The following is a 20,754-nucleotide window of genomic DNA, read 5'->3' as shown; positions in this document are numbered from 1 at the left end:
GGTGCGCCGGGGGGCAGGGGGCGGGCGGTACCCGGGCCGTCGCTCCTCCGGAAGCACCTACCCTTGAGCCATGACCCTCAGCAGCGACCGGAGCCCGGCAGTGAACGTTCAAGGAACCAAGACCTACGAGATCCGCACCTACGGGTGCCAGATGAACGTCCACGACTCCGAGCGGCTCTCCGGTCTGCTGGAGGAGGCGGGTTACGTCCGGGCCCCCAAGGGCGCGGACGGCGACGCCGACGTCGTCGTCTTCAACACCTGCGCGGTCCGCGAGAACGCCGACAACAAGCTGTACGGCAACCTCGGCCGGCTCGCCCCGATGAAGACCACGCGCCCCGGCATGCAGATCGCCGTCGGCGGCTGCCTCGCCCAGAAGGACCGCGACACCATCGTCAAGAAGGCCCCCTGGGTCGACGTGGTCTTCGGCACGCACAACATCGGCAAGCTGCCGGTCCTCCTGGAGCGCGCCCGCGTCCAGGAGGAGGCGCAGATCGAGATCGCCGAATCCCTGGAGGCCTTCCCCTCCACGCTGCCGACCCGCCGCGAGTCCGCGTACGCCGCCTGGGTGTCGATCTCCGTCGGCTGCAACAACACCTGCACGTTCTGTATCGTCCCCGCCCTGCGCGGCAAGGAGGAGGACCGCCGCCCCGGCGACATCCTCGCCGAGATCGAGGCCCTCGTCGCCGAGGGCGTCTCCGAGATCACCCTGCTCGGCCAGAACGTCAACGCGTACGGCTCCGACCTGGGCGACCGCGAGGCCTTCAGCAAGCTGCTGCGCGCCTGCGGCACGATCGAGGGCCTGGAGCGCGTCCGCTTCACCTCTCCCCACCCGCGCGACTTCACGGACGACGTCATCGCGGCCATGGCCGAGACGCCGAACGTCATGCCGCAGCTGCACATGCCGCTCCAGTCCGGCTCGGACTCGATCCTCAAGGCCATGCGCCGCTCCTACCGGCAGGAGCGTTTCCTCGGCATCCTCGAGAAGGTCCGCGCGTCCATCCCGCACGCGGCCATCTCCACCGACATCATCGTGGGCTTCCCCGGCGAGACCGAGGAGGACTTCGAGCAGACGATGCACACCGTCCGCGAGGCCCGCTTCGCGAACGCGTTCACCTTCCAGTACTCCAAGCGCCCCGGAACCCCGGCGGCGACCATGGAGGGCCAGATCCCGAAGGAGGTCGTGCAGGCGCGCTACGAGCGTCTCGTCGCCCTCCAGGAGGAGATCTCCTGGGAGGAGAACAAGAAGCAGGTCGGCCGCACCCTGGAGGTCATGGTCGCGGAGGGCGAGGGCCGCAAGGACGGCGAGACCCACCGCCTCTCCGGCCGCGCCCCCGACAACCGGCTCGTCCACTTCACGAAGCCGGACGAGGACGTCCGCCCCGGTGACGTGGTGACCGTCGAGATCACGTACGCGGCCCCGCACCACCTCCTCGCCGAGGGCCCGACCACGGCCGTCCGCCGGACGCGCGCGGGCGACGCCTGGGAGAAGCGCACGGCGGCCCCGAAGCCGTCCGGCGTCCTGCTGGGCCTCCCGCAGATCGGCGCCCCGGCCCCCCTCCCCCCGACGGAAGCCCCGGCCTGCGGCACGCACTGACGCCCACGTCCGGCGGGGCGGCGCCCACCCGCCGTGTGGGCAGTCGTCCCGCCCCTGCGGAACGACTGCCCACAACGGGGATGGGCACCGCCCCCGCGGAACGACTGCCCACAACGGACGCCGCGTCGGCGCAGTAGGCTGCTGATCATGCTTGTCGCCGCAGCCGTCTGCCCCAGTCCCCCGCTCCTCGTTCCCGAGGTCGCGACCGGCGCCGCACCCGAGCTGGACGCCGCGCGGGCGGCCTGCGCGGACGCCGTCGGGCTGCTCGCCGCCTCCCGCCCGGACCGGCTGTACGTCGTCGGGCCCGCCGAGGAGGGCGGTGTGTACCCGGCCGGCAGCAAGGGCTCCTTCGCCGGTTTCGGCGTCGGCCTCTCCGTACGACTGGGAGAGGGGCCGCGCCCGGCCGACCGCCCCCTCCCCACCCCCCTCGCCGTCGCCGCCTGGCTCCTCGACCGCGCCGACTGGGCCGACGCGCCGATCGAGGGCCGGGCCGTCGACGCGGCGGCGACGCCCGACGTCTGCGCCGGGCTCGGCCGCGAACTGGCCGGTTCCGCCGAGCGCGTCGCCCTCCTGGTGATGGGCGACGGCAGCGCGTGCCGGACCGTGAAGGCCCCCGGCTACCTGGACGAGCGGGCCGCCGGTTTCGACGCGGAGGCGGCCCGCGCCCTGGGCGCGGCCGACACGGCCGCGCTGCTCGCGCTCGACGCCGGGGTCGCGGCCGAGCTGAAGGCGGCGGGCCGCGCCCCCTGGCAGGTCCTCGCGGGCGCCGCCGGGGGCGCGGGCCTCGACGGCCGGCTGCTGTTCGAGGACGCCCCGTACGGCGTGGGGTACTTCGTCGCGGCCTGGTCGTAGGAGACAGGAACGACGAACGGCGGACGGCCGCGGAGCGCGATGCTCCGCGGCCGTCCGCCGTGCGGAGGGACTGTCGGGTGACGCCGGTCGTCAGGCGGCCGGCGGTGGCGTGGCGCCACCGCTCCCGGGCGTGCCGTCGTCCTTGTGACCGATCCGGTCGATGGCGTTCTTCGCCTTGCCCGTACCGGACTGGATCTTGTCGCTGTACTTGCCCTTGGTCTTCACGTCGACGAACTTGCCGGCCTTGTCCAGGCCGTGGTCGATCTTCTCGCCGTGCTGCTGCGCGAGGTCGGCGACCTTGTCCTTGGCCGGGGCGAGCTTGGCCTTGAGCGAATCCAGGAGACCCATGGGGCACCTTCCCTCCGGGGACCTCGGGGGTCCGTGTTCCGTGTCGTGCGTTCCGTGTGCTGCCCCCAGGACCCCGGGGGGCCTACCTGTGGGCGCCTTCGCCCGCCTCGTTGTCGGCGGCGGCCTCGGCCGACTGCTGCTTCGGGATCTCCACGACCGCCTCGACGACCGCTCCGCCCGTCGCCTCGTCCGCCTCGACGTCAGCGGCACCGTCCGCGCCGTCCTCGGCCGAAGCCGTCACGGCTTCGGCCGTCACGTCCGCCCTCGTCCCGGCCTCCTCCGAGGAGGTCTCCTGCTTCTTACGGCGAAACATTGCAAAAACGCCCATATTCACTCCATAGCGTACTCGGATGGGAGCGGCTCCGAGGCGATCGACAGGGGGATCGACGGTCGGAACCTCGCAACTGGCAACGAAGCCGGATCAGGCCCGTCACGTAGCTCGTTCGGGGACCGCCCCCGAGGTTTGCGAGACTGGGACGGTGAGAAGCGCAGCTCCCGCCCCGCGGGTCATCGCCGTCGTCGGCCCCACGGCAGCCGGAAAGTCCGATCTGGGTGTATTCCTGGCCCAGCAGCTCGGCGGCGAGGTCGTCAACGCCGACTCGATGCAGCTCTACCGGGGGATGGACATCGGGACCGCCAAGCTGACGCCCGAGGAGCGTGGCGGCATCCCGCACCACCTCCTCGACATCTGGGACGTGACCGAGGCCGCCAGCGTCGCCGAGTACCAGCGGCTCGCCCGCGCCGAGATCGACCGGCTGCTCGCCGCGGGCCGCACCCCGGTCCTCGTCGGCGGTTCCGGTCTTTACGTGCGGGGGGCCGTCGACGCCCTGGAGTTCCCCGGCACCGACCCCGCCGTCCGGGCCCGGCTCGAGGCCGAGCTGGAGGAGCGCGGATCCGGCGTCCTGCACGCCCGGCTCGCCGAGGCCGACCCGGAGGCGGCCCGCGCGATCCTGCCCAGCAACGGCCGCCGCATCGTCCGGGCCCTCGAGGTGATCGAGATCACCGGCAAGCCCTTCACGGCCAACCTCCCTGGCCCCGACTCCGTCTACGACACCGTCCAGATCGGCGTCGACGTGGCCCGCCCCGAGCTCGACGAGCGGATCACCACGCGCGTGGACCGGATGTGGGAGGCCGGTCTCGTCGACGAGGTGCGCGCCCTGGAGGCGCGGGGGCTGCGCGAGGGACGCACGGCGGCCCGCGCCCTGGGCTACCAGCAGGTCCTCGCGGCGCTCGCGGGGGAGTGCACCGAGGACGAGGCGCGCGCGGAGACCGTGCGGGCCACGAAGCGCTTCGCGCGCCGCCAGGACTCGTGGTTCCGCCGGGACCCGCGGGTGCACTGGCTCAGCGGAGCCGCCGATCACCGCGGGGAACTCCCGCGGGAGGCGCTGTCGTTGGTCGAACGAGCGGTTACAGCCTGATCACGTGATGGCATCGGGACGCACTGCCCGTCATTTCGGCGGTCATGAGCGTGCCATCATCGAGCATCGATCGACCAAGTGAAGTCCGAGTGGGGAGGGCGCGTGGCGATGGAGGCCGGCCCTCGCGACAGAGAACAGCACGAGGCGGCCCTGGGTGACCCGACGGCGGATCCGTCGGTCGACACGCCGGGCCACCCGACGGACGACGCACCCGTCGCGGCCCCGGGGCTGACCCCGGACGGTCCCGACGACGCCGTGGGCACGGCCGTCGAGGTCGACACCGACGAGGTCGAGGTCGAGCTGCGCCCCCAGCGCCGGCTGCGGATCTGGCAGCTCGCCCCGATCGTGGGCCTGGCCGCCGTCGGCTCGCTGATGTTCGCCTTCCCGCTCGCCTTCGGTTCGGGGGACGGCGGCGCCGTCGTCGCCATGCTCGGACTGCTGATCAGCTCCTGCGCGGCGGGCTGGGGCATGATGGCCGCCCGCAAGGTCGGCTACACCTGGCCGGGGCTCCCGCAGCGCGGCTCGGGCGAGCGCCCGAACTGGCGCGTCCTCGCCCTGTACCTGACGACGATCGCGGCCCTGGTCGCCCTGGCCGTCTGGCGCGTGGCGCGCCTGCGCTGAGCGGCGGGACGCGCGCGGGGGCCGACGCCGTCAGCGCGCCATCGGCGCCTTGGTCCGTACGGATCTCCCCGCCCCGCAGGAAGCCCGGCCCGGCCCTGTGCGGGCATGGGCCCGGGGTGGAGGGGGCCGGGTGGGCCTTGGGCGGCGGGGTCCGGGCTGTGGACGGGTGGGCGGGGTGTCGGGGGTGGCCCGTACAGTTGATCGTGTGACCAGCACGCAGACCTCGCCGCTCCCCTTCCTCAAGGGCCACGGCACCGAGAACGACTTCGTGATCGTCCCCGACGCGGAGAACGCCGTCGACCTGCCGCCCGCCGTCGTCGCGCGGCTCTGCGACCGGCGGGCCGGCATCGGGGGCGACGGGCTGCTGCACGTCGTGCGCAGCGCCGCCCACCCCGACGCGCGCCACCTGGCCGACGAGGCCGAGTGGTTCATGGACTACCGCAACGCCGACGGCTCGGTCGCCGAGATGTGCGGGAACGGCGTCCGGGTCTTCGCCCGCTACCTGGAGCACGCGGGGCACGTCACCGCGGGCGAGGTCGCGGTCGCCACCCGGGGCGGCGTCAAGTACGTCCACCTCGACAAGGACGGCTCCGTCACCGTCGCCATGGGCCGCGCCGTGCTCCCCGAGGCCGGCGTCACCGTCACCGTCGACGGCCGCAGCTGGCCCGCCCGCAACGTGAACATGGGCAACCCGCACGCGGTCGCCTTCGTCGAGGACCTCGCCCACGCCGGGACCCTGTACGACGAGCCGCCCTACGAGCCGGCCGCCGTCTACCCGGACGGGGTGAACATCGAGTTCGTCGTCGACCGCGGCCCCCGCCACGTCGCCATGCGCGTCCACGAGCGCGGGGCGTCCGAGACCCGCTCCTGCGGCACCGGCGCCTGCGCCGTCGCCGTCGCCACCGCCCGCCGGGACGGCGTCGACCCCGCCGAGAGCGGCACCCCCGTCACGTACACCGTCGACGTGCTCGGCGGGACCCTGGTCATCACCGAGCACCCCGACGGCCGGATCGACATGACGGGACCCGCGGTCATCGTCGCCGAGGGCACCGTCGACCCGGAGTGGCTCCGCCCGACGTCGTGATCGACCGCGACGGAATCGAAACTGTCAACGACTCATTTATCGCTCGAATGGGTGATCCGATTCACGCTGAGCGAGAGCGTGACTGCGCCACGTGGTGGGGTCGGTAGCATCAAGCACCGGCCCCCCGGGCACGCCTGGCCCGCCCACCGCCGGTCCATGTTGCCGGAGGTGCCCCATGAGCGCAGAGGCCACCAACCCCGAGGCCGCCCCCACCGACGTGGCCGTCCGCAGACGCGGACGTGCCCGGATCGACCTGCGCCGCCTCGGCCGCGCCGCCCTGCTGAACGCCACCGCGGGACCGGCACCCCGTGACCGCCTGCCCGACGCCATCGGCCATGTGGCGGAGGCGCACCGCGCCCAGCATCCCGAGGCCGACCTGTCGGTCCTCGGCCGGGCGTACGTCCTCGCCGAGTCCTCGCACCGCGGCCAGTTCCGCAAGAGCGGCGAGCCCTACATCACCCACCCGCTCGCCGTCACCCTCATCCTCGCCGAACTCGGCGCGGAGACCACCACCCTGACCGCCTCCCTCCTCCACGACACCGTCGAGGACACCGAGGTGACGCTCGACCAGGTGCGCCGCGAGTTCGGCGACGAGGTCGCCTACCTCGTCGACGGCGTCACCAAGGTCGAGAAGATCGACTACGGCGCCGCGGCCGAGCCCGAGACCTTCCGCAAGATGCTCGTCGCCACCGGCAGCGACGTCCGGGTCATGTCGATCAAGCTCGCCGACCGCCTCCACAACATGCGCACCCTCGGCGTGATGCGCCCCGAGAAACAGGCCAGGATCGCCAAGGTCACCCGCGACGTCCTCATCCCGCTCGCCGAGCGCCTCGGCGTCCAGGCCCTCAAGACCGAGCTCGAGGACCTCGTCTTCGCGATCCTCCACCCCGAGGAGTACGACACCACCCGCGCGCTCGTCGCCGGCAACCCCGGCGCCGGCGACGCCCTCGGCGCCGTCGCCGAACAGGTCACCGCCGTCCTGCGCGAGGCCGGCATCGGCGCCGAAGTCCTCGTCCGGCCCCGGCACTTCGTCTCCGTCCACCGGGCCCGCCTCAAGCGCGGCGAGCTGCGCGGCTGCGACTTCGGCCGGCTCCTCGTCCTCGTCGCCGAGGACGCCGACTGCTACGCGGTCCTCGGCGAGCTCCACACCTGTTTCACCCCGGTGATCTCCGAGTTCAAGGACTTCATCGCCGCCCCCAAGTTCAACCTCTACCAGTCCCTGCACACCGCGATCGCCGCCCCCGACGGCGCCGTCGCCGAGGTCCTCATCCGGACCCACCGGATGCACAAGGTCGCCGAGGCCGGAGTCGTCGCCCTCGGCAACCCCCATGTCGGCCAGGAGCCGGACACCGCAGGCTCGGCCACCGGCCTTCCGGTGGCCGACGACGGCGAGCGCGTCGACCCCACCCGCCCCGGCTGGCTCTCCCGCCTCCTCGACTGGCAGCAGTCCGCCCCCGACCCCGACACCTTCTGGACCTCGCTCCGCGCCGACCTCGCCGAGGACGACGAGATCACCGTCTTCCGCGCCGACGGCAGCGCCCCCGGCACGATCAGCCTGCCCGCCGGCGCCAGCTGCGTCGACGCCGCGTACGCACAGCACGGCGAGGCAGCCCACGCCTGCCTCGGCGCCCGCGTCAACGGCCGGCTCGCCCCGCTCAGCACCGTCCTCGGCGACGGGGACACCGTCCAGCTGCTGCTCGCCCAGGACGCCGTGTCCGGGCCGTCCCCGGAGTGGCTCGACCACGCCCGCACCCCCGCCGCCCGGATCGCGATCACCGGCTGGCTCCGCGCCCACCCCGAGAGCGCCGCGCCCCCCGCCCCCACCGACCCCCGCCCCCAGGTCAGCGTCCCCGCCGACCGCCGCTCCGGCGCCGAGCTCCACGCCGACCTGGACGGCGAGCAGCCCGCCGCCGTCCGCCCCGCGGGCTGCTGCACCCCCGTACCGCCCGACGAGATCACCGGCTTCCGCGTCCGCGGCGGATCGGTCACCGTCCACCGCGCCCGCTGCTCGGCCGCCGACGCCATGCGCGGCCTCGGCCGCGAACCCGTCACCGTCCGCTGGGGCGACACCCCGCAGGGCAGGGTCACCCTCGTCGCCGAGTCCTTCGGGCGGCCCGGGCTGCTCGCCGACCTCACCGAGGCCATCGCCACCTTCGGCGCCGCCGTCGTCTCGGCGAACGTCGAGCCGCCCAGCGAGCAGCGGGTCCGCCACACGTACACCCTCCACCTCCCCGACGTGACCGGCCTCGCCGCCCTCATGCGCGCCATGCGGGACGTGCCGGGGGTGTACGACGTCAGCCGCGCCCACCCGTCGCGGGGCGTGAGCTGACGACAGGCCTCGGGTGACCCCCGTCGGGTGACCGATTTCGGGTGACCGGCTTCGGGTGACCTCCTTGGGGTGACCGGCTTCGGGTGACCTCCTTCGGGTGGTCGGTGCGCGCGCCGCCCCGGGGTGGGGCGGCCGCCCTGGTAGCCGTAGGGCCATTCCTCCGGAAAGGCCCTGGCCCATGCCGCTCGTCCGAACGCCCCTGCCCCGCGCGCGGTGGCTCCGCTCCGCCGTCCTGGTCGCCGCCTCGGCCGGGCTCGTCGCCGCCGCACTGCCCGCACCCCCGCCGCTCGGCATCGGCGACCCGCTCTTCCCCCAGCTCGGCAACCCCGGCTACGACGTCCTCGCGTACACGCTCGACCTCACCTATCCGGGGGCCAACACCAAGCCGCTCGCCGCCGTCACCCGGATCGACGCGCGCGCCACCGAGGAGCTGGAGCGGCTCAACCTCGACTTCACGCACGGCACGGTCTCCGCCGTCACCGTCGACGGAGTGCCCGCCCGGTACGCGAGCAGCGGCGAGGACCTCGTCGTCACCCCCGTCGTGCCGATCGACGCGGGCGAGGAGGTCGAGATCACCGTCACCCACACCAGCGACCCCACCGGCCCCGCCGCCACCGGCGGCTGGGTCCGCACCGGCGACGGCCTCGCCATGGCCAACCAGGCCGACGCCGCCCACCGGGTCTTCCCCTCCAACGACCACCCGTCCGACAAGGCCTGGTTCACCTTCCGGATCACCGCCCCCAGCGAGCTCACCGTCGTCGCCAACGGCCTCCCCGAGGGCCGCGTCGACCACGGCGCCACCACCACCTGGACGTACCGCAGCCGGCACCCCATGGCCACCGAGCTCGCCCAGGTCTCCATCGGCCGCTCCACCGTCGTCCACCGCGAGGGCCCCCACGGGCTGCCCGTACGGGACGTGGTCGCCACCGCCGACCGCGCGCTCATGGAGCCCTGGCTGCGCCGCACCCCCGGCCACCTGGAGTGGATGGAGCGGCAGGTCGGCCCGTACCCCTTCGAGACGTACGGCGTGCTCATCGCCGACGCGGACACCGGCTTCGAGCTGGAGACCCAGACCCTCTCGCTCTTCGAACGCGGCATCTTCACCGAGCCCGCCTACCCCGAGTGGTACGTCGACTCCGTCATGGTCCACGAGCTGGCCCACCAGTGGTTCGGCGACAGCGTCTCGCCCCGCACCTGGTCCGACCTGTGGCTCAACGAGGGACACGCCAGCTGGTACGAGGCGCTGTACGCCGAGGAGACCGCCGGCAAGTCCCTGGAGCGCCGCATGAAGGCCGCCTACGCCGCCTCCGACGGGTGGAGGGCCGACGGCGGCCCCCCGGCCGCCCCGGAACCGCCCACGCCCGACCACAAGATCAGCCTCTTCCGGCCCGTCGTGTACGACGGCAGCGCCCTCGTCCTCTACGCGCTCCGCCAGGAGATCGGCACCGAGGCCTTCCGCACCCTGGAGCGCCGCTGGGTCGCCGAGCACCGGGACGGGACCGCCACCACCGCCGACTTCATCGCGCTCGCCGGCGAGGTCGCCGGACGTGACCTCACCGCCTTCCTCCACGGCTGGCTGTACGAGGCGAAGACCCCGGCGATGCCCGGGCACCCGGACTGGCGCAGCCGCCCCGCCGAGGCCCCGAAGACCGCGCCGAAACCCGGGTGACGTGCCGTGCGGGGCCGTGACACCATCTTCAGGTCGGCGACGCGGCCGCGGACGGGAATCTTCCGGCATCCGCAGGCGTTGTGACCGGCAGAGACAGACACATCTCCTCATCGACGTTAGGACCCAATGACCTCCTCTTCTTCCCCTTCCCAGGACGAGCAGAGCTTCGCGGAGACGAGCCGTACCGAGAGCCTTCGGGCCGATGCCCTGATGGAAGAGGACGTCGCCTGGAGCCACGAGATCGACGGAGAGCGGGACGGCGACCAGTTCGACCGCTCCGAGCGTGCGGCACTGCGCCGTGTCGCGGGCCTCTCCACCGAGCTTGAGGACGTCACCGAGGTCGAGTACCGCCAGCTGCGCCTGGAGCGCGTCGTGCTGGTCGGCGTCTGGACCTCCGGGACGGTGCAGGACGCGGAGAACTCCCTCGCGGAGCTCGCCGCCCTCGCCGAGACGGCCGGCGCCCTCGTGCTCGACGGCGTGATCCAGCGCCGCGACAAGCCGGACCCGGCCACCTTCATCGGCTCGGGCAAGGCGCGCGAGCTGCGCGACATCGTGCTCGAGACCGGTGCCGACACCGTCGTCTGCGACGGTGAGCTCAGCCCCGGCCAGCTCATCGCACTCGAAGACGTCGTCAAGGTGAAGGTGGTCGACCGGACCGCCCTCATCCTCGACATCTTCGCCCAGCACGCCAAGTCCCGAGAGGGCAAGGCGCAGGTCGCGCTCGCGCAGATGCAGTACATGCTGCCGCGACTGCGCGGCTGGGGTCAGTCGCTCTCCCGTCAGATGGGTGGCGGCGGCGGTGGCGGCATGGCCACCCGTGGTCCCGGTGAGACCAAGATCGAGACCGACCGGCGCCGCATCCGCGAGAAGATGGCGAAGATGCGCCGGGAGATCGCGGAGATGAAGACCGGCCGTGACATCAAGCGGCAGGAGCGCCGCCGGAACAAGGTGCCGTCGGTCGCCATCGCCGGTTACACCAACGCCGGCAAGTCCTCCCTGCTCAACCGCCTCACCGGCGCGGGCGTCCTCGTGGAGAACGCGCTGTTCGCCACCCTCGACCCGACGGTCCGCCGGGCCGAGACGCCCACCGGCCGGGTCTACACCCTGGCCGACACGGTCGGCTTCGTCCGGCACCTGCCGCACCACCTGGTCGAGGCGTTCCGCTCCACCATGGAGGAGGTCGGCGAGTCCGACCTCATCCTGCACGTGGTGGACGGCTCGCACCCCGCCCCGGAGGAGCAGCTGGCCGCCGTGCGCGAGGTCTTCCGCGACGTCGGCGCGGTGAACGTGCCGGAGATCGTCGTCGTCAACAAGGCCGACGCGGCCGACCCGCTGGTCCTCCAGCGCCTGCTGCGGATGGAGAAGCACTCCATCCTGGTCTCGGCCCGCTCGGGCCAGGGCATCGACGAGCTGCTCGCGCTCATCGACCGCGAGCTTCCGCGCCCGCAGGTCGAGCTGGAGGTCCTCGTGCCGTACACGCAGGGCGGTCTCGTCTCGCGGGTGCACGCCGAGGGCGAGGTGGAGTCCGAGGAGCACACCCCGGAGGGCACCCTGCTCAAGGCCCGGGTGCACGAGGAACTGGCGGCGATGCTCGCGCCGTACGTCCCGGCCGCGCACTGACACACGGCGAAGGCGCCGGGCTCCCCCCTTCGGGAGGAGCCCGGCGCCTTCTGCTGTCCACCGCTCTCGGCCTGTCGGCTCCTGGCGTGTCAGGTCCTGGCGTGTCAGCGGGCGAACTTCTTGCTGACCATCTCGTGCACGGCCTGGGCGCCACGGCCGAGCTGCGGGCCGGCGAGCCAGCCGTTGCCGCCGGCCGGGCCGATCGAGGTGTTCGACACGAGCGCCGTCTTGCCGTTGGGCAGGACGCGGAACCAGCCGCCGCCCGAGGAACCACCGGTCATCGTGCAGCCGATGCGGTACATCGTCGGCGTGGCCGGAGCCGTGGTGAGGCGGGTCGGCCGGTCGAGGCACTTGTGCATGATCATGCCGTTGTACGGCGGCGCCGCCGGGTAGCCCCAGGCGCCCATCGTCCCGGACTGCGCGGCCGTCGGCGCGGAGAAGTCGACCGGCAGGGCGACGCCGACGGTCTCCTCCAGGGACTTCGCGCCGCGCTCCGGCTGCACGTGCAGCACGGCGTAGTCGTACGGCCAGGCCTGGTTGGTGCCGCCCGCGTTGATCCACTCGCCCGAGGTCACGGCCCAGTCGGCCCAGAACTGGCCGTACGGGTAGACCTCCTGCGGCTGCGCGTTCTGCAGCGCGGCCGGGGACTTGCCCAGGTCGTTGAAGGCGGGGACGAAGGCGATGTTGCGGTACCAGCCGCCGTTCTTTCCGGCGTGGACGCAGTGGCCGGCCGTCCAGACCAGGTTCGACTTCCCGGGGTGGCGCGGGTCCTTCACGATGGTGCCGGAGCAGACCATCGAGCCCTCGGGCGAGTCGAAGAAGATCTTGCCGACCGGGGCCGCGTTGCGGTGGTACGGCGTCTTCTCGCGCTGCGCCTGGACGGGGCGGGGCGTCGGGTCGGTGCCGCCGGTGCCCGCCTGCGCGGTGATCGTCTGGTCCGGGCTCTTGGCCGACTGCATGCGCGCCGGGTCCCAGAGTCCGTCGATCACCGGGTTGACGAAGTCCTCGGCCTCACGGAGCCAGGTGTCCTTGTCCCAGTTCTTCCACTCGCCGTTCTTCCACTTGTCCAGGTCGACGCCGTGCTTCTTCAGCTTGTCGGCGAGGTCCTTGGTGAGGTCGGCGCCGCCGTCGCCGGCGCCCGCGGAGCTGCTCGCTCCGGCGGCCGGCTTGCCGTCGGCCGGGGTCTCGGTGGGGCCGCAGGCCGTGGCGGTCAGCGCGAGCGCGGTGACCATGCCGAGGACGGCGGGTATGAGTCGTACAGAACGCATGTAGGTGATCCCCGTTGGTATTGCCTGGTGTTGCTGCGGACGCGTGCAGCCGTGGGCGTGTGCGGCCATGGACGGGTGTTGCCGTGGACGTGTGCGGCCACGGACAGGTGCTGCCGTGGACGTGTGCGGCCTTGGGCAGGTGTTGCCATGGACGTGTCATGAGCGGCGGTGCAGCACAGTATGCCGGTCGGGCCGGACATGGGGGGAGGCGGGACCCCCCGGGGGTCCCGCCTCCTTGCCCGCCGTGCCTACTGGCCGGCGTACTTCTTGCTGACCTCGTCGTAGACGGCCTTGGCCTCCGGACCGAGGCGCGGACCCGCGAGCCAACCCGCCGTCGACGGGCCGATCGAGGTGTTCGACACCAGCGCCGGCTTGCCGTCATGGCCCTGGGCGACCCAGCCGCCGCCGGACGAACCACCGGTCATCGTGCAGCCGATCCGGTACATCGTCGGCTGCTCGGCCTTCAGGGACAGCCGGCCCGGCTTGTCCGTGCACTGGAACATCTTCTGGCCGTCGAACGGCGGCGCCGCCGGGAAACCGGTCGCCGTCAGGCTCGCGATCTTCGGCACGGCGGGAGCGTTGAACTCCACCGGGAGCGCCGAACCGACCGTCTCCTCAAGGGACTTGCCCGAGGAGCCCTTCTCCGGCGTCACCTTGATGACCGCGAAGTCGTAGGGAGCACCGGCACCGCCGGTGGACGCGCCCTCGGCGATCCACTGGTCGGAGGTCTTCACCCAGTCCGCCCACCACACGCCGTACGGGGCGATCTGCTCCCGCGTGGCCTTCTCCAGGTCCGAGGTCGCCATCGCCGAGTCGTTGTACGAGGGGACGAAGGCGATGTTGCGGTACCAGCCGCCCTGCTTGCCCTTGTGCACGCAGTGACCGGCCGTCCAGACCAGGTTGGACTTGCCCGGGTGCGCCGGGTCCTTCACGACCGTGGCCGAGCAGACCATCGAGCCCTCGGGGCTGTCGAAGAAGACCTTGCCGGACTCGGGGGCGTTGTCGTGGTACTTCGCCGCCACGGCCTTCGCCTTCACCGGGTCCGGAGTCGGGTCGGTGACACCCTTGTCGCCCGAGATGTCCTCCTCCTCGACCGGCTTGTCGGGACGCTCGGCCTCGCGCATCCGGTCCGGGTCCCAGAGGTCCTCGATGATCGGGTTGACGAAGTCCTTGGCCTCACGCAGCCACTTGTCGCGGTCCCAGTTCTTCCAGTCGCCGTTCCGCCACTTGTCGAGATCGATCCCGTGTTCCTTCAGGCGGTTCTTCAGGTCCTCCGGAATCTTGATCTTGCCCGGGTCCAGGCTCGCGGGCGCGGTGGGCGTACCCCCCGCGTTGTCCTCGCTCGGACCGCAGGCCGTGACGGTGAGCGTCAGCGCCGCGACGGCGGAAGCCGCCATCAGCAGCGGACGAATCGATCGCATTCGTGATCCCCCTGGGACTACGTCAACTTGTGGAACAGGTACAGCTCATGCATGGGCGAACAGCGGCCGGGCCCTCGCGGACACGACCGACGGCCCCCACTATGCCGGTGCCGGAGGGGACGGTACGCGCCCCGCCGGCGGTTCCGTGCATGGTTCAGCCGTTGCCGTGCCGTGATCCGGGACACGCCAAGTTCCTGCCGTCCGGCCCGTGATCCCCGGCAGTTCCCGTCGTTGGTACGTACGGGGGACACAACGGTGGCGTTCAGGGCGGCCCTTGCGGCGGCTCCACGACGCCCCGATGTGCAACGCAACTGTTACAGCGGGAGGACACGAGCCGTGGCCGTGACCGAATCAGCTGCGGCCGCACCACCGGCCGCGCACACCCAGCCCCGGCCGACGGACCAGGGGGGCGAGTACGAAGGCATCCTGCGCCGCCAGTCCCAGCGCGAGTCCGCCGCCCGCACCTACGCCCGCTCCCTGCCGATCGTCCCCGTACGGGCCCGGGGGCTGACCATCGAGGGCGCCGACGGCCGCCGCTACCTCGACTGCCTGTCCGGCGCGGGGACCCTCGCCCTCGGCCACAACCACCCCGTGGTCCTGGAAGCCATCAGGAAGGTCCTCGACTCGGGAGCGCCCCTCCACGTCCTCGACCTCGCCACCCCCGTCAAGGACGCCTTCACCTCCGAACTGTTCGCCACCCTCCCCGCTGCCCTCGCCGACGACGCCCGCATCCAGTTCTGCGGACCGGCGGGCACGGACGCCGTCGAGGCGGCCCTCAAACTCGTCCGGACGGCCACCGGACGGAGCGGGCTCCTCGCCTTCACCGGCGCGTACCACGGCATGACGGCCGGAGCCCTCGACGCCTCCGGAGGCGCGGCCGACGTCCGCGTGACCCGGCTGCCCTACCCGCAGCGGTACCGCTGCCCCTTCGGCACCGGCGGCGAGCGCGGCGCCGAACTCTCGGCCCGCTGGACCGAGAACCTCCTCGACGACCCCAAGAGCGGCGTCACCACCCCGGCCGGAATGATCCTCGAAGCCGTCCAGGGCGAGGGCGGGGTCATCCCCGCCCCCGACGACTGGATGCGCCGGATGCGCCGGATCACCGCCGACCGCTCCATCCCCCTGGTCGTCGACGAGGTCCAGACCGGCGTCGGCCGCACCGGCGCCTTCTGGGCCGTCGAGCACAGCGGCGTCGTCCCCGACGTGATGGTCCTCTCCAAGGCCATCGGCGGCTCCCTCCCGCTCGCGGTCATCGTCTACCGGTCGGAACTCGACGTCTGGGAACCGGGCGCCCACGCCGGCACCTTCCGCGGCAACCAACTCGCCATGGCCGCCGGCACCGCCACCCTCGCCTACGTCCGCGAGAACAAACTCGCCGAACGGGCCGGCACCCTCGGCGCCCGCATCCTCGGCCGACTCCAGGGCCTCGGTACCGACCACCCCTGCGTCGGCGACGTCCGCGGCCGGGGCCTGATGATCGGCGTCGAACTCGTCGATCCCGACGCGGCCGGACCGGACGACTCCGTCCCGCCCCCCGCCCCCGCCCTGGCCCTCGCCGTCCAGCAGGAATGCCTCGCCCGCGGGCTCATCGTCGAACTCGGCGGCCGCCACTCCGCGGTGGTCCGGCTCCTGCCCCCGCTCACCCTCACCGACGAGCAGGCCACCGCCGTCCTTGACCGCTTCGCCGACGCCCTGGCCGCGGCCGAACGGGCCCACACCCCCCACCCGCCCGCCTCCCGCCGGGCCACGGCCCCCCGGAACGCCTCCGGCCCGTCCCTCTGACCCCGGACCGCCCCGGCCCCACCCCCAAGGAAGCCCCCGTGAACCCCACCCCCACCCCCACCCCCACCTCCCCGACCCCCACCCACCACCCCCACACCACCCTCCTCCCAGACACGCCCCTGCCCCCAGAGGGCCTCCACACGGAGGGGCTCCACGCGGAGGGGCTCCACGCGGAGGGGCTCCACGCGGAGGGGCTCCATGCCGAGGCGCTCCACGCGGAGGCCTTCGGGGCGGAGGCCCTTCACGCCGAGGTCCTTCGCTCCGAGGCCCTGCCGTCCGGGGCCCTCCTCCCCGGGGCCGTGCACCCCGAGGAGCCGACCGTCCCGCGTCAGCACGCCGGACCGTTCGAGCCGCTGTCCCCGCGCGCGGACGGCACCCCCGACCCCCTGGACGACCCCGACCCCCTGCGCGCCGCCGACGCCGCCGCCGTCGAGAACCTCCTTCGCTGCTGGGTCCGGGAGACGAACTTGTCCGCCCCCGGAACCACCACCCTGCGCATCCCCCTCGACGCCAGCGGCACCGCCCTCCTCGTCCCCGTCCGCTACTGGTCGCCCACCGGCTGGCACCGCTTCGGCGCCCCGACCCTCGAAGGACTCCCGGCCGCGGCGCCGGCCGCCGACGCCGTCACGGTGGCCGCCCTGCTCAGCCGGGAGACCGGCCGGTCCGAAGGCGCCGATCTCGTCGGCCGCGTCGCCGACTCCGCCCGCCGCACCGCCGACTTCCTCGCCGAGCGCCGCCGCCGGCCCGAGCCCCATCCGGACGCGGACCTCTTCCTCGCCGCCGAACAGTCCCTGCTGCTCGGCCACCCGCTCCACCCCACCCCCAAGAGCCGCGAAGGACTCTCCGAGGCTGAGGCCCGGCTCTACTCACCCGAACTCCACGGCTCGTTCCCCCTCCACTGGATCGCCGTCGACCGCACCCTCCTCGCCTCCGACTCCGCCTGGACCGAACAGGGCCGGCCGGTCACCGCCGAACAACTCGCCTCGGGTCTCGCCGAAGGCCTCACCCTCCCCACCGGCACCGCACCGCTGCCCCTGCACCCCTGGCAGGCCCGGGAACTCCTGCACCGTCCCGACGTCCGCGCCCTCCTCGACGCGGGCCTCCTCCACGACCTCGGCCTCCACGGCAGCCCCTGGCACCCCACCTCCTCCGTCCGCACGGTGCACCGCCCGGGCGCCCGGGCCATGCTCAAGCTCTCCCTCGGCCTGCGCATCACCAACTCCCGCCGCGAGAACCTCCGCAAGGAACTCCACCGGGGCGTCGAGGTCCACCGACTGCTCCGCACCGGCCTCGTCGACGAGTGGCAGGCCGCCCACCCGAGCTTCGACATCGTCCGCGACCCCGCCTGGCTCGCCGTCGACGCCCCGGACGGCACCCCCGTCCCCGGCCTCGACGTCATGATCCGCCACAACCCCTTCGGACCCGGCGACGACGCCGTCTGCATCGCCTCCCTCACCGCTCCCCGTCCCTGGCCCGGAGCCACCACGATGCGCTCCCGGCTCGCCGACGTCATCCGACGGCTCTCCGCCCGCACCGGCCGCCCCACGACCGCCGTCGCCGCCGAGTGGTTCCTCCGCTACCTCGACCAGGTCGTCCGCCCCGTCCTCTGGCTCGACGGTCACGCCGGCATCGCCCTGGAGGCCCACCAGCAGAACACCCTGGTGCTCCTGGACCTGGACGGCTGGCCGGTCGGCGGCCGCTACCGCGACAACCAGGGCTACTACTTCCGTGAGTCCCACAGGGGCGAGCTGGAGAGCCGCCTCCCCGGCATCGGCGCCGAGAGCGACACCTTCGTCTCCGACCAGGTCACCGACGAGCGCTTCGCCTACTACCTCGGCATCAACAACGTCCTCGGTCTGATCGGCGCCTTCGGCGCCCAGCACCTCGCCGACGAACGCGTGCTGCTCGCCGCCTTCCGCAGCTTCCTGACCTCCGCCACCGGCCTCGGCTCCCCCCTTCCCCACCGGCTCCTGGAAGCCGCGACCCTGCGCAGCAAGGCCAACCTCCTCACCCGTCTGCACGGCCTGGACGAGCTCGTCGGGCCCGTCGACACCCAGTCCGTCTACGTCACCGTCACCAACCCCCTCCGTACCTGAACCGCCGGCGCGACCCACGCCGCCCCGACCGCACCCCACCGCCGAGAGGAGAGCGACACCGTGTCACCCACCCGCCCACCGGTCGACCCGCCCGGGGACGACACCCTGGACCTGAGGGTCGACGACCTCGTCGCCCTCCTCGACGGCGATCTCCTGGACTCCGTCGCCGCCTGGGGGCCCGCCGACACCCCCGTGGGCTCCTTCCGGCTCGTACCCGTGCGACTCGAACGGGATCTGCCGCTGCTCGCCCGCTGGATGAACGACCCCGCCGTCGCCGCCTTCTGGGAGCTCGCCGGCCCCGACACCGTCACCGCCGAGCACGTCCGCGCCCAACTAGAGGGCGACGGCCGCAGCGTCCCCTGCCTCGGCGTCCTCGACGGCACGCCCATGAGCTACTTCGAGATCTACCGCGCCGATCTCGACCCGCTCGCCCGGTACTACCCGGCGCTTCCCCACGACACGGGTATCCATCTGCTGCTCGGAGGCGCCACCGACCGGGGCCGGGGCGTCGGCACCACGCTGCTGCGCGCCGTCGCCGATCTGGTCCTGGACCACCGTCCCCGCTGTACCCGCGTCGTCGCCGAACCCGACATCCTCAACACCCCCTCCGTCTCCGCGTTCCTCAGTGGCGGCTTCCGCTACGCGGCGGAAGTCGACCTCCCCGACAAAAGAGCCGCGCTCATGATCCGCGACCGGGCTCTTCGTCACGTTCTGTGATCGTCCCTGCCCTGTAAACGCCGCACCACCCACAGCGGTTCCCACCCCGAGGAGTCCCCGTGTCGACGTCCCCTGCACCGCACGACTCCGCACCACCCGTCCCCGCCGCCACGGCTCCCACCACCGAAGCCCCTCCGGCTCCCGCACTGCTCGCGCCCCCCGAGCTGAACGCCACCGCCTGGACGCGGGCGTCCTCCCGGCTCCTCGCCAAGGCCCTCTCCGAGTTCGCCTACGAGGAGATCATCGAACCCGTCCCCACGGACGACGGCGAGCCCGACCGGTACGCACTGCCCCTCGACGACGGCACCACGCTCACCTTCCGTGCCCGCCGAGGTGCCTACGGCAGCTGGCACGTCACCGCCGGCTCGATCACCCACGAGGGCCGTCCCCTCACCGACCCCTTCGACTTCCTGGTCCGCGCCCGGCGCCTCCTCCGGCTGGACGGTGCCACCCTCGGGCACCTGATCCGCGAGCTCTCCGCGACCCTGGCCGCCGACGTCCGCCTCGACCACACCGCGCTCACCGCCGACCGGCTTGCCGCGCTCTCCTACGCGGAACTGGAAGGCCACCAGACCGGACACCCCTGGCTCGTCCTCAACAAGGGGCGCATCGGCTTCTCCGCCACCGACGCCGCCCGCTGGGCCCCCGAGGCGCGCCGCGCGACCCGGCTGCCGTGGATCGCCGTCAGCAACCGCATCGCCGCCTACCGGGGCGTGACCGGCCTGGAGACCCCCGACCGCCTCTACGCCCGGGAAGTCGACCCCGAGGTCCACGAAGCCTTCCGCGCAGCGCTGACCGCCCGGGGCCACGAGCCCGACGGCTACCTCCTGCTGCCCGTCCATCCCTGGCAGTGGGACGAGGTCCTGCTCCCGCTCTACGCCCCGGCCATCGCCGCCGGGACGGTCGTCCCGCTCCCCGCCGACGACGATCTTCGTCTGCCGCAGCAGTCCGTCCGTACCTTCCTCAACACCAGCCGCCCCGACCGGCACACGGTCAAGCTGCCGCTGTCGGTGCTCAACACCCTGGTCTGGCGCGGGCTGCCCACCGAGCGGACCCTCGCCGCGCCCGCCGTGACCGCCTGGGTCCACGGTCTGCGCGACGCCGACCCCTTCCTGCGGGACGAGTGCCGGGTGATCCTCCTCGGCGAGGTCGCCTCCGTCACGGTCGAGCACCCGCTGTACGACCGGCTGCCCGAAGTCCCGTACCAGTACAAGGAACTGCTCGGCGCGATCTGGCGCGAACCCCTGAGGCTGCCCCCGGGCGAGCGGGCCCGTACCCTCGCCTCCCTCCTCCATACCGACCCGGAAGGCCGGGCGTTCGTCGCCGAGCTCGTCGAGCGCTCCGGGCTCGCCCCCGCCGTCTGGCTCCAGCACCTCTTCACCGCTCTGCTCCCCCCGTTGCTGCACTTCCTGTACCGGTACGGCACTGTCTTCTCGCCCCACGGCGAGAACGCGATCGTGGTGTACGACGGCGACGACGTCCCGGTCCGGCTGGCGATCAAGGACTTCGTCGACGATGTGAACATCAGTGCCCACCCGCTTCCCGAACACGCCACCCTCCCGGATGATGTCCGCGACGTCCTGTTGACGGAGGCGCCCGGATTCCTGATCCAGTTCATCCATTCGGGGCTCTTCGTCGGCGTCTTCCGCTACCTGGCGCCGCTCTGCGAGGACCAACTCGGGGTGCCCGAGGAGGACTTCTGGAGCCTCGTCCGGGCGGAGATCCTGCGGCACCAGTCACGCTTCCCGGAGCTGAAGGAACGGTTCGAGCTCTTCGACCTCCTGACCCCGCGCATCGAGCGGCTCTGTCTCAACCGCAACCGTCTGCACCTGGACGGCTACCGGGACCGGCCGGAGCGCCCGCACGCGGCCGTCCACGGGACCGTGCCCAATCCGCTCGCGTGACCCGGCTGTCAGTCCCGCCCCGTAGGGTGGA

At 72.9% G+C, this 20,754-nt stretch carries 16 protein-coding genes; 12 read left to right on the top strand and 4 right to left on the bottom strand.

Going from position 1 to position 20,754, the window contains the following annotated elements; genetic code table 11:
* The first annotated feature begins 70 nt into the window (after positions 1–70).
* Positions 71–1,594: a tRNA (N6-isopentenyl adenosine(37)-C2)-methylthiotransferase MiaB gene (gene miaB / locus ACZ7HT_RS28230; RefSeq protein WP_471171083.1), complete on the top strand. Its 1,524-nt coding sequence runs from the start codon at positions 71–73 to the stop codon at positions 1,592–1,594.
* Between the two features lie 147 nt (positions 1,595–1,741).
* Complete coding sequence (locus tag ACZ7HT_RS28225) at positions 1,742–2,446, top strand: class III extradiol ring-cleavage dioxygenase family protein (RefSeq protein ID WP_471171081.1); 705 nt, start codon at positions 1,742–1,744, stop codon at positions 2,444–2,446.
* 90 nt (positions 2,447–2,536) lie between these two features.
* Here ACZ7HT_RS28225 and ACZ7HT_RS28220 read toward each other — a convergent pair whose 3' ends face one another.
* Together ACZ7HT_RS28220 and ACZ7HT_RS28215 are read right to left on the bottom strand one after the other, a co-directional pair.
* A complete protein-coding gene (locus tag ACZ7HT_RS28220) occupies positions 2,537–2,794 on the bottom strand; it encodes an antitoxin (protein WP_471171079.1) in 258 nt (85 codons plus the stop codon).
* Positions 2,795–2,876: 82 nt separating this feature from the next.
* Positions 2,877–3,122, bottom strand: coding sequence for a hypothetical protein (locus ACZ7HT_RS28215; protein ID WP_471171077.1), 246 nt, complete (start codon positions 3,120–3,122; stop codon positions 2,877–2,879).
* Between the two features lie 151 nt (positions 3,123–3,273).
* Here ACZ7HT_RS28215 and miaA point away from each other — a divergent pair, with 151 nt between their 5' ends.
* The 6 genes from miaA to hflX all read left to right on the top strand — a co-directional run bounded on the left by miaA (position 3,274) and on the right by hflX (position 11,535).
* Entirely contained in the window at positions 3,274–4,212 is a 939-nt protein-coding gene (miaA, locus tag ACZ7HT_RS28210) for a tRNA (adenosine(37)-N6)-dimethylallyltransferase MiaA (protein WP_471171075.1), read from the top strand.
* 108 nt (positions 4,213–4,320) lie between these two features.
* Positions 4,321–4,833, top strand: coding sequence for a hypothetical protein (locus tag ACZ7HT_RS28205; RefSeq protein WP_471171167.1), 513 nt, complete (start codon positions 4,321–4,323; stop codon positions 4,831–4,833).
* 205 nt (positions 4,834–5,038) lie between these two features.
* Positions 5,039–5,917 (top strand): diaminopimelate epimerase, encoded by an 879-nt coding sequence (dapF, locus tag ACZ7HT_RS28200; protein WP_471171073.1) that lies wholly within the window; start codon positions 5,039–5,041, stop codon positions 5,915–5,917.
* A gap of 175 nt (positions 5,918–6,092) precedes the next feature.
* A complete protein-coding gene (locus ACZ7HT_RS28195) occupies positions 6,093–8,246 on the top strand; it encodes a RelA/SpoT family protein (RefSeq protein ID WP_471171071.1) in 2,154 nt (717 codons plus the stop codon).
* Positions 8,247–8,424: 178 nt separating this feature from the next.
* Positions 8,425–9,915: a M1 family metallopeptidase gene (locus ACZ7HT_RS28190; RefSeq protein WP_471171069.1), complete on the top strand. Its 1,491-nt coding sequence runs from the start codon at positions 8,425–8,427 to the stop codon at positions 9,913–9,915.
* Positions 9,916–10,041: 126 nt separating this feature from the next.
* Positions 10,042–11,535, top strand: coding sequence for a GTPase HflX (gene hflX, locus ACZ7HT_RS28185; RefSeq protein WP_471171067.1), 1,494 nt, complete (start codon positions 10,042–10,044; stop codon positions 11,533–11,535).
* A 104-nt stretch (positions 11,536–11,639) separates the two neighbouring features.
* On the opposite strand, the gene ACZ7HT_RS28180 is transcribed toward hflX, so the two are convergent.
* A complete protein-coding gene (locus ACZ7HT_RS28180) occupies positions 11,640–12,803 on the bottom strand; it encodes a trypsin-like serine peptidase (protein WP_471171065.1) in 1,164 nt (387 codons plus the stop codon).
* A gap of 248 nt (positions 12,804–13,051) precedes the next feature.
* Complete coding sequence (locus ACZ7HT_RS28175) at positions 13,052–14,224, bottom strand: trypsin-like serine peptidase (RefSeq protein WP_471171063.1); 1,173 nt, start codon at positions 14,222–14,224, stop codon at positions 13,052–13,054.
* A gap of 336 nt (positions 14,225–14,560) precedes the next feature.
* Here ACZ7HT_RS28175 and ACZ7HT_RS28170 point away from each other — a divergent pair, with 336 nt between their 5' ends.
* The 4 genes from ACZ7HT_RS28170 to ACZ7HT_RS28155 all read left to right on the top strand — a co-directional run bounded on the left by ACZ7HT_RS28170 (position 14,561) and on the right by ACZ7HT_RS28155 (position 20,723).
* A complete protein-coding gene (locus ACZ7HT_RS28170; protein ID WP_471171061.1) occupies positions 14,561–16,006 on the top strand; it encodes a diaminobutyrate--2-oxoglutarate transaminase in 1,446 nt (481 codons plus the stop codon).
* A gap of 269 nt (positions 16,007–16,275) precedes the next feature.
* The gene (locus ACZ7HT_RS28165; RefSeq protein ID WP_471171166.1) at positions 16,276–18,102 is read left to right on the top strand and encodes an IucA/IucC family protein; all 1,827 of its coding nucleotides are present in this window, start codon (positions 16,276–16,278) and stop codon (positions 18,100–18,102) included.
* Between the two features lie 60 nt (positions 18,103–18,162).
* Entirely contained in the window at positions 18,163–18,819 is a 657-nt protein-coding gene (locus ACZ7HT_RS28160; protein ID WP_471171059.1) for a GNAT family N-acetyltransferase, read from the top strand.
* 59 nt (positions 18,820–18,878) lie between these two features.
* Complete coding sequence (locus ACZ7HT_RS28155; protein WP_471171057.1) at positions 18,879–20,723, top strand: IucA/IucC family protein; 1,845 nt, start codon at positions 18,879–18,881, stop codon at positions 20,721–20,723.
* Positions 20,724–20,754: the final 31 nt, after the last annotated feature.

It is taken from the genome of Streptomyces sp. NPDC037410, from assembly GCF_055602235.1.
The sequence above is the reverse complement of the archived record's forward strand: the minus strand, read 5'-3'. Positions and strand labels throughout refer to the sequence as shown.

What these genes read in the sequence shown, in the direction of transcription:
- miaB (WP_471171083.1), top strand. Translation starts at nt 71, where the DNA reads ATGACCCTCAGCAGCGACCGGAGCCCGGCAGTGAACGTTCAAGGAACC.
- ACZ7HT_RS28225 (WP_471171081.1), top strand. Translation starts at nt 1,742, where the DNA reads ATGCTTGTCGCCGCAGCCGTCTGCCCCAGTCCCCCGCTCCTCGTTCCC.
- ACZ7HT_RS28220 (WP_471171079.1), bottom strand. Translation starts at nt 2,794, where the DNA reads ATGGGTCTCCTGGATTCGCTCAAGGCCAAGCTCGCCCCGGCCAAGGAC.
- ACZ7HT_RS28215 (WP_471171077.1), bottom strand. Translation starts at nt 3,122, where the DNA reads ATGGGCGTTTTTGCAATGTTTCGCCGTAAGAAGCAGGAGACCTCCTCG.
- ACZ7HT_RS28205 (WP_471171167.1), top strand. Translation starts at nt 4,321, where the DNA reads ATGGAGGCCGGCCCTCGCGACAGAGAACAGCACGAGGCGGCCCTGGGT.
- ACZ7HT_RS28195 (WP_471171071.1), top strand. Translation starts at nt 6,093, where the DNA reads ATGAGCGCAGAGGCCACCAACCCCGAGGCCGCCCCCACCGACGTGGCC.
- ACZ7HT_RS28190 (WP_471171069.1), top strand. Translation starts at nt 8,425, where the DNA reads ATGCCGCTCGTCCGAACGCCCCTGCCCCGCGCGCGGTGGCTCCGCTCC.
- hflX (WP_471171067.1), top strand. Translation starts at nt 10,042, where the DNA reads ATGACCTCCTCTTCTTCCCCTTCCCAGGACGAGCAGAGCTTCGCGGAG.
- ACZ7HT_RS28180 (WP_471171065.1), bottom strand. Translation starts at nt 12,803, where the DNA reads ATGCGTTCTGTACGACTCATACCCGCCGTCCTCGGCATGGTCACCGCG.
- ACZ7HT_RS28175 (WP_471171063.1), bottom strand. Translation starts at nt 14,224, where the DNA reads ATGCGATCGATTCGTCCGCTGCTGATGGCGGCTTCCGCCGTCGCGGCG.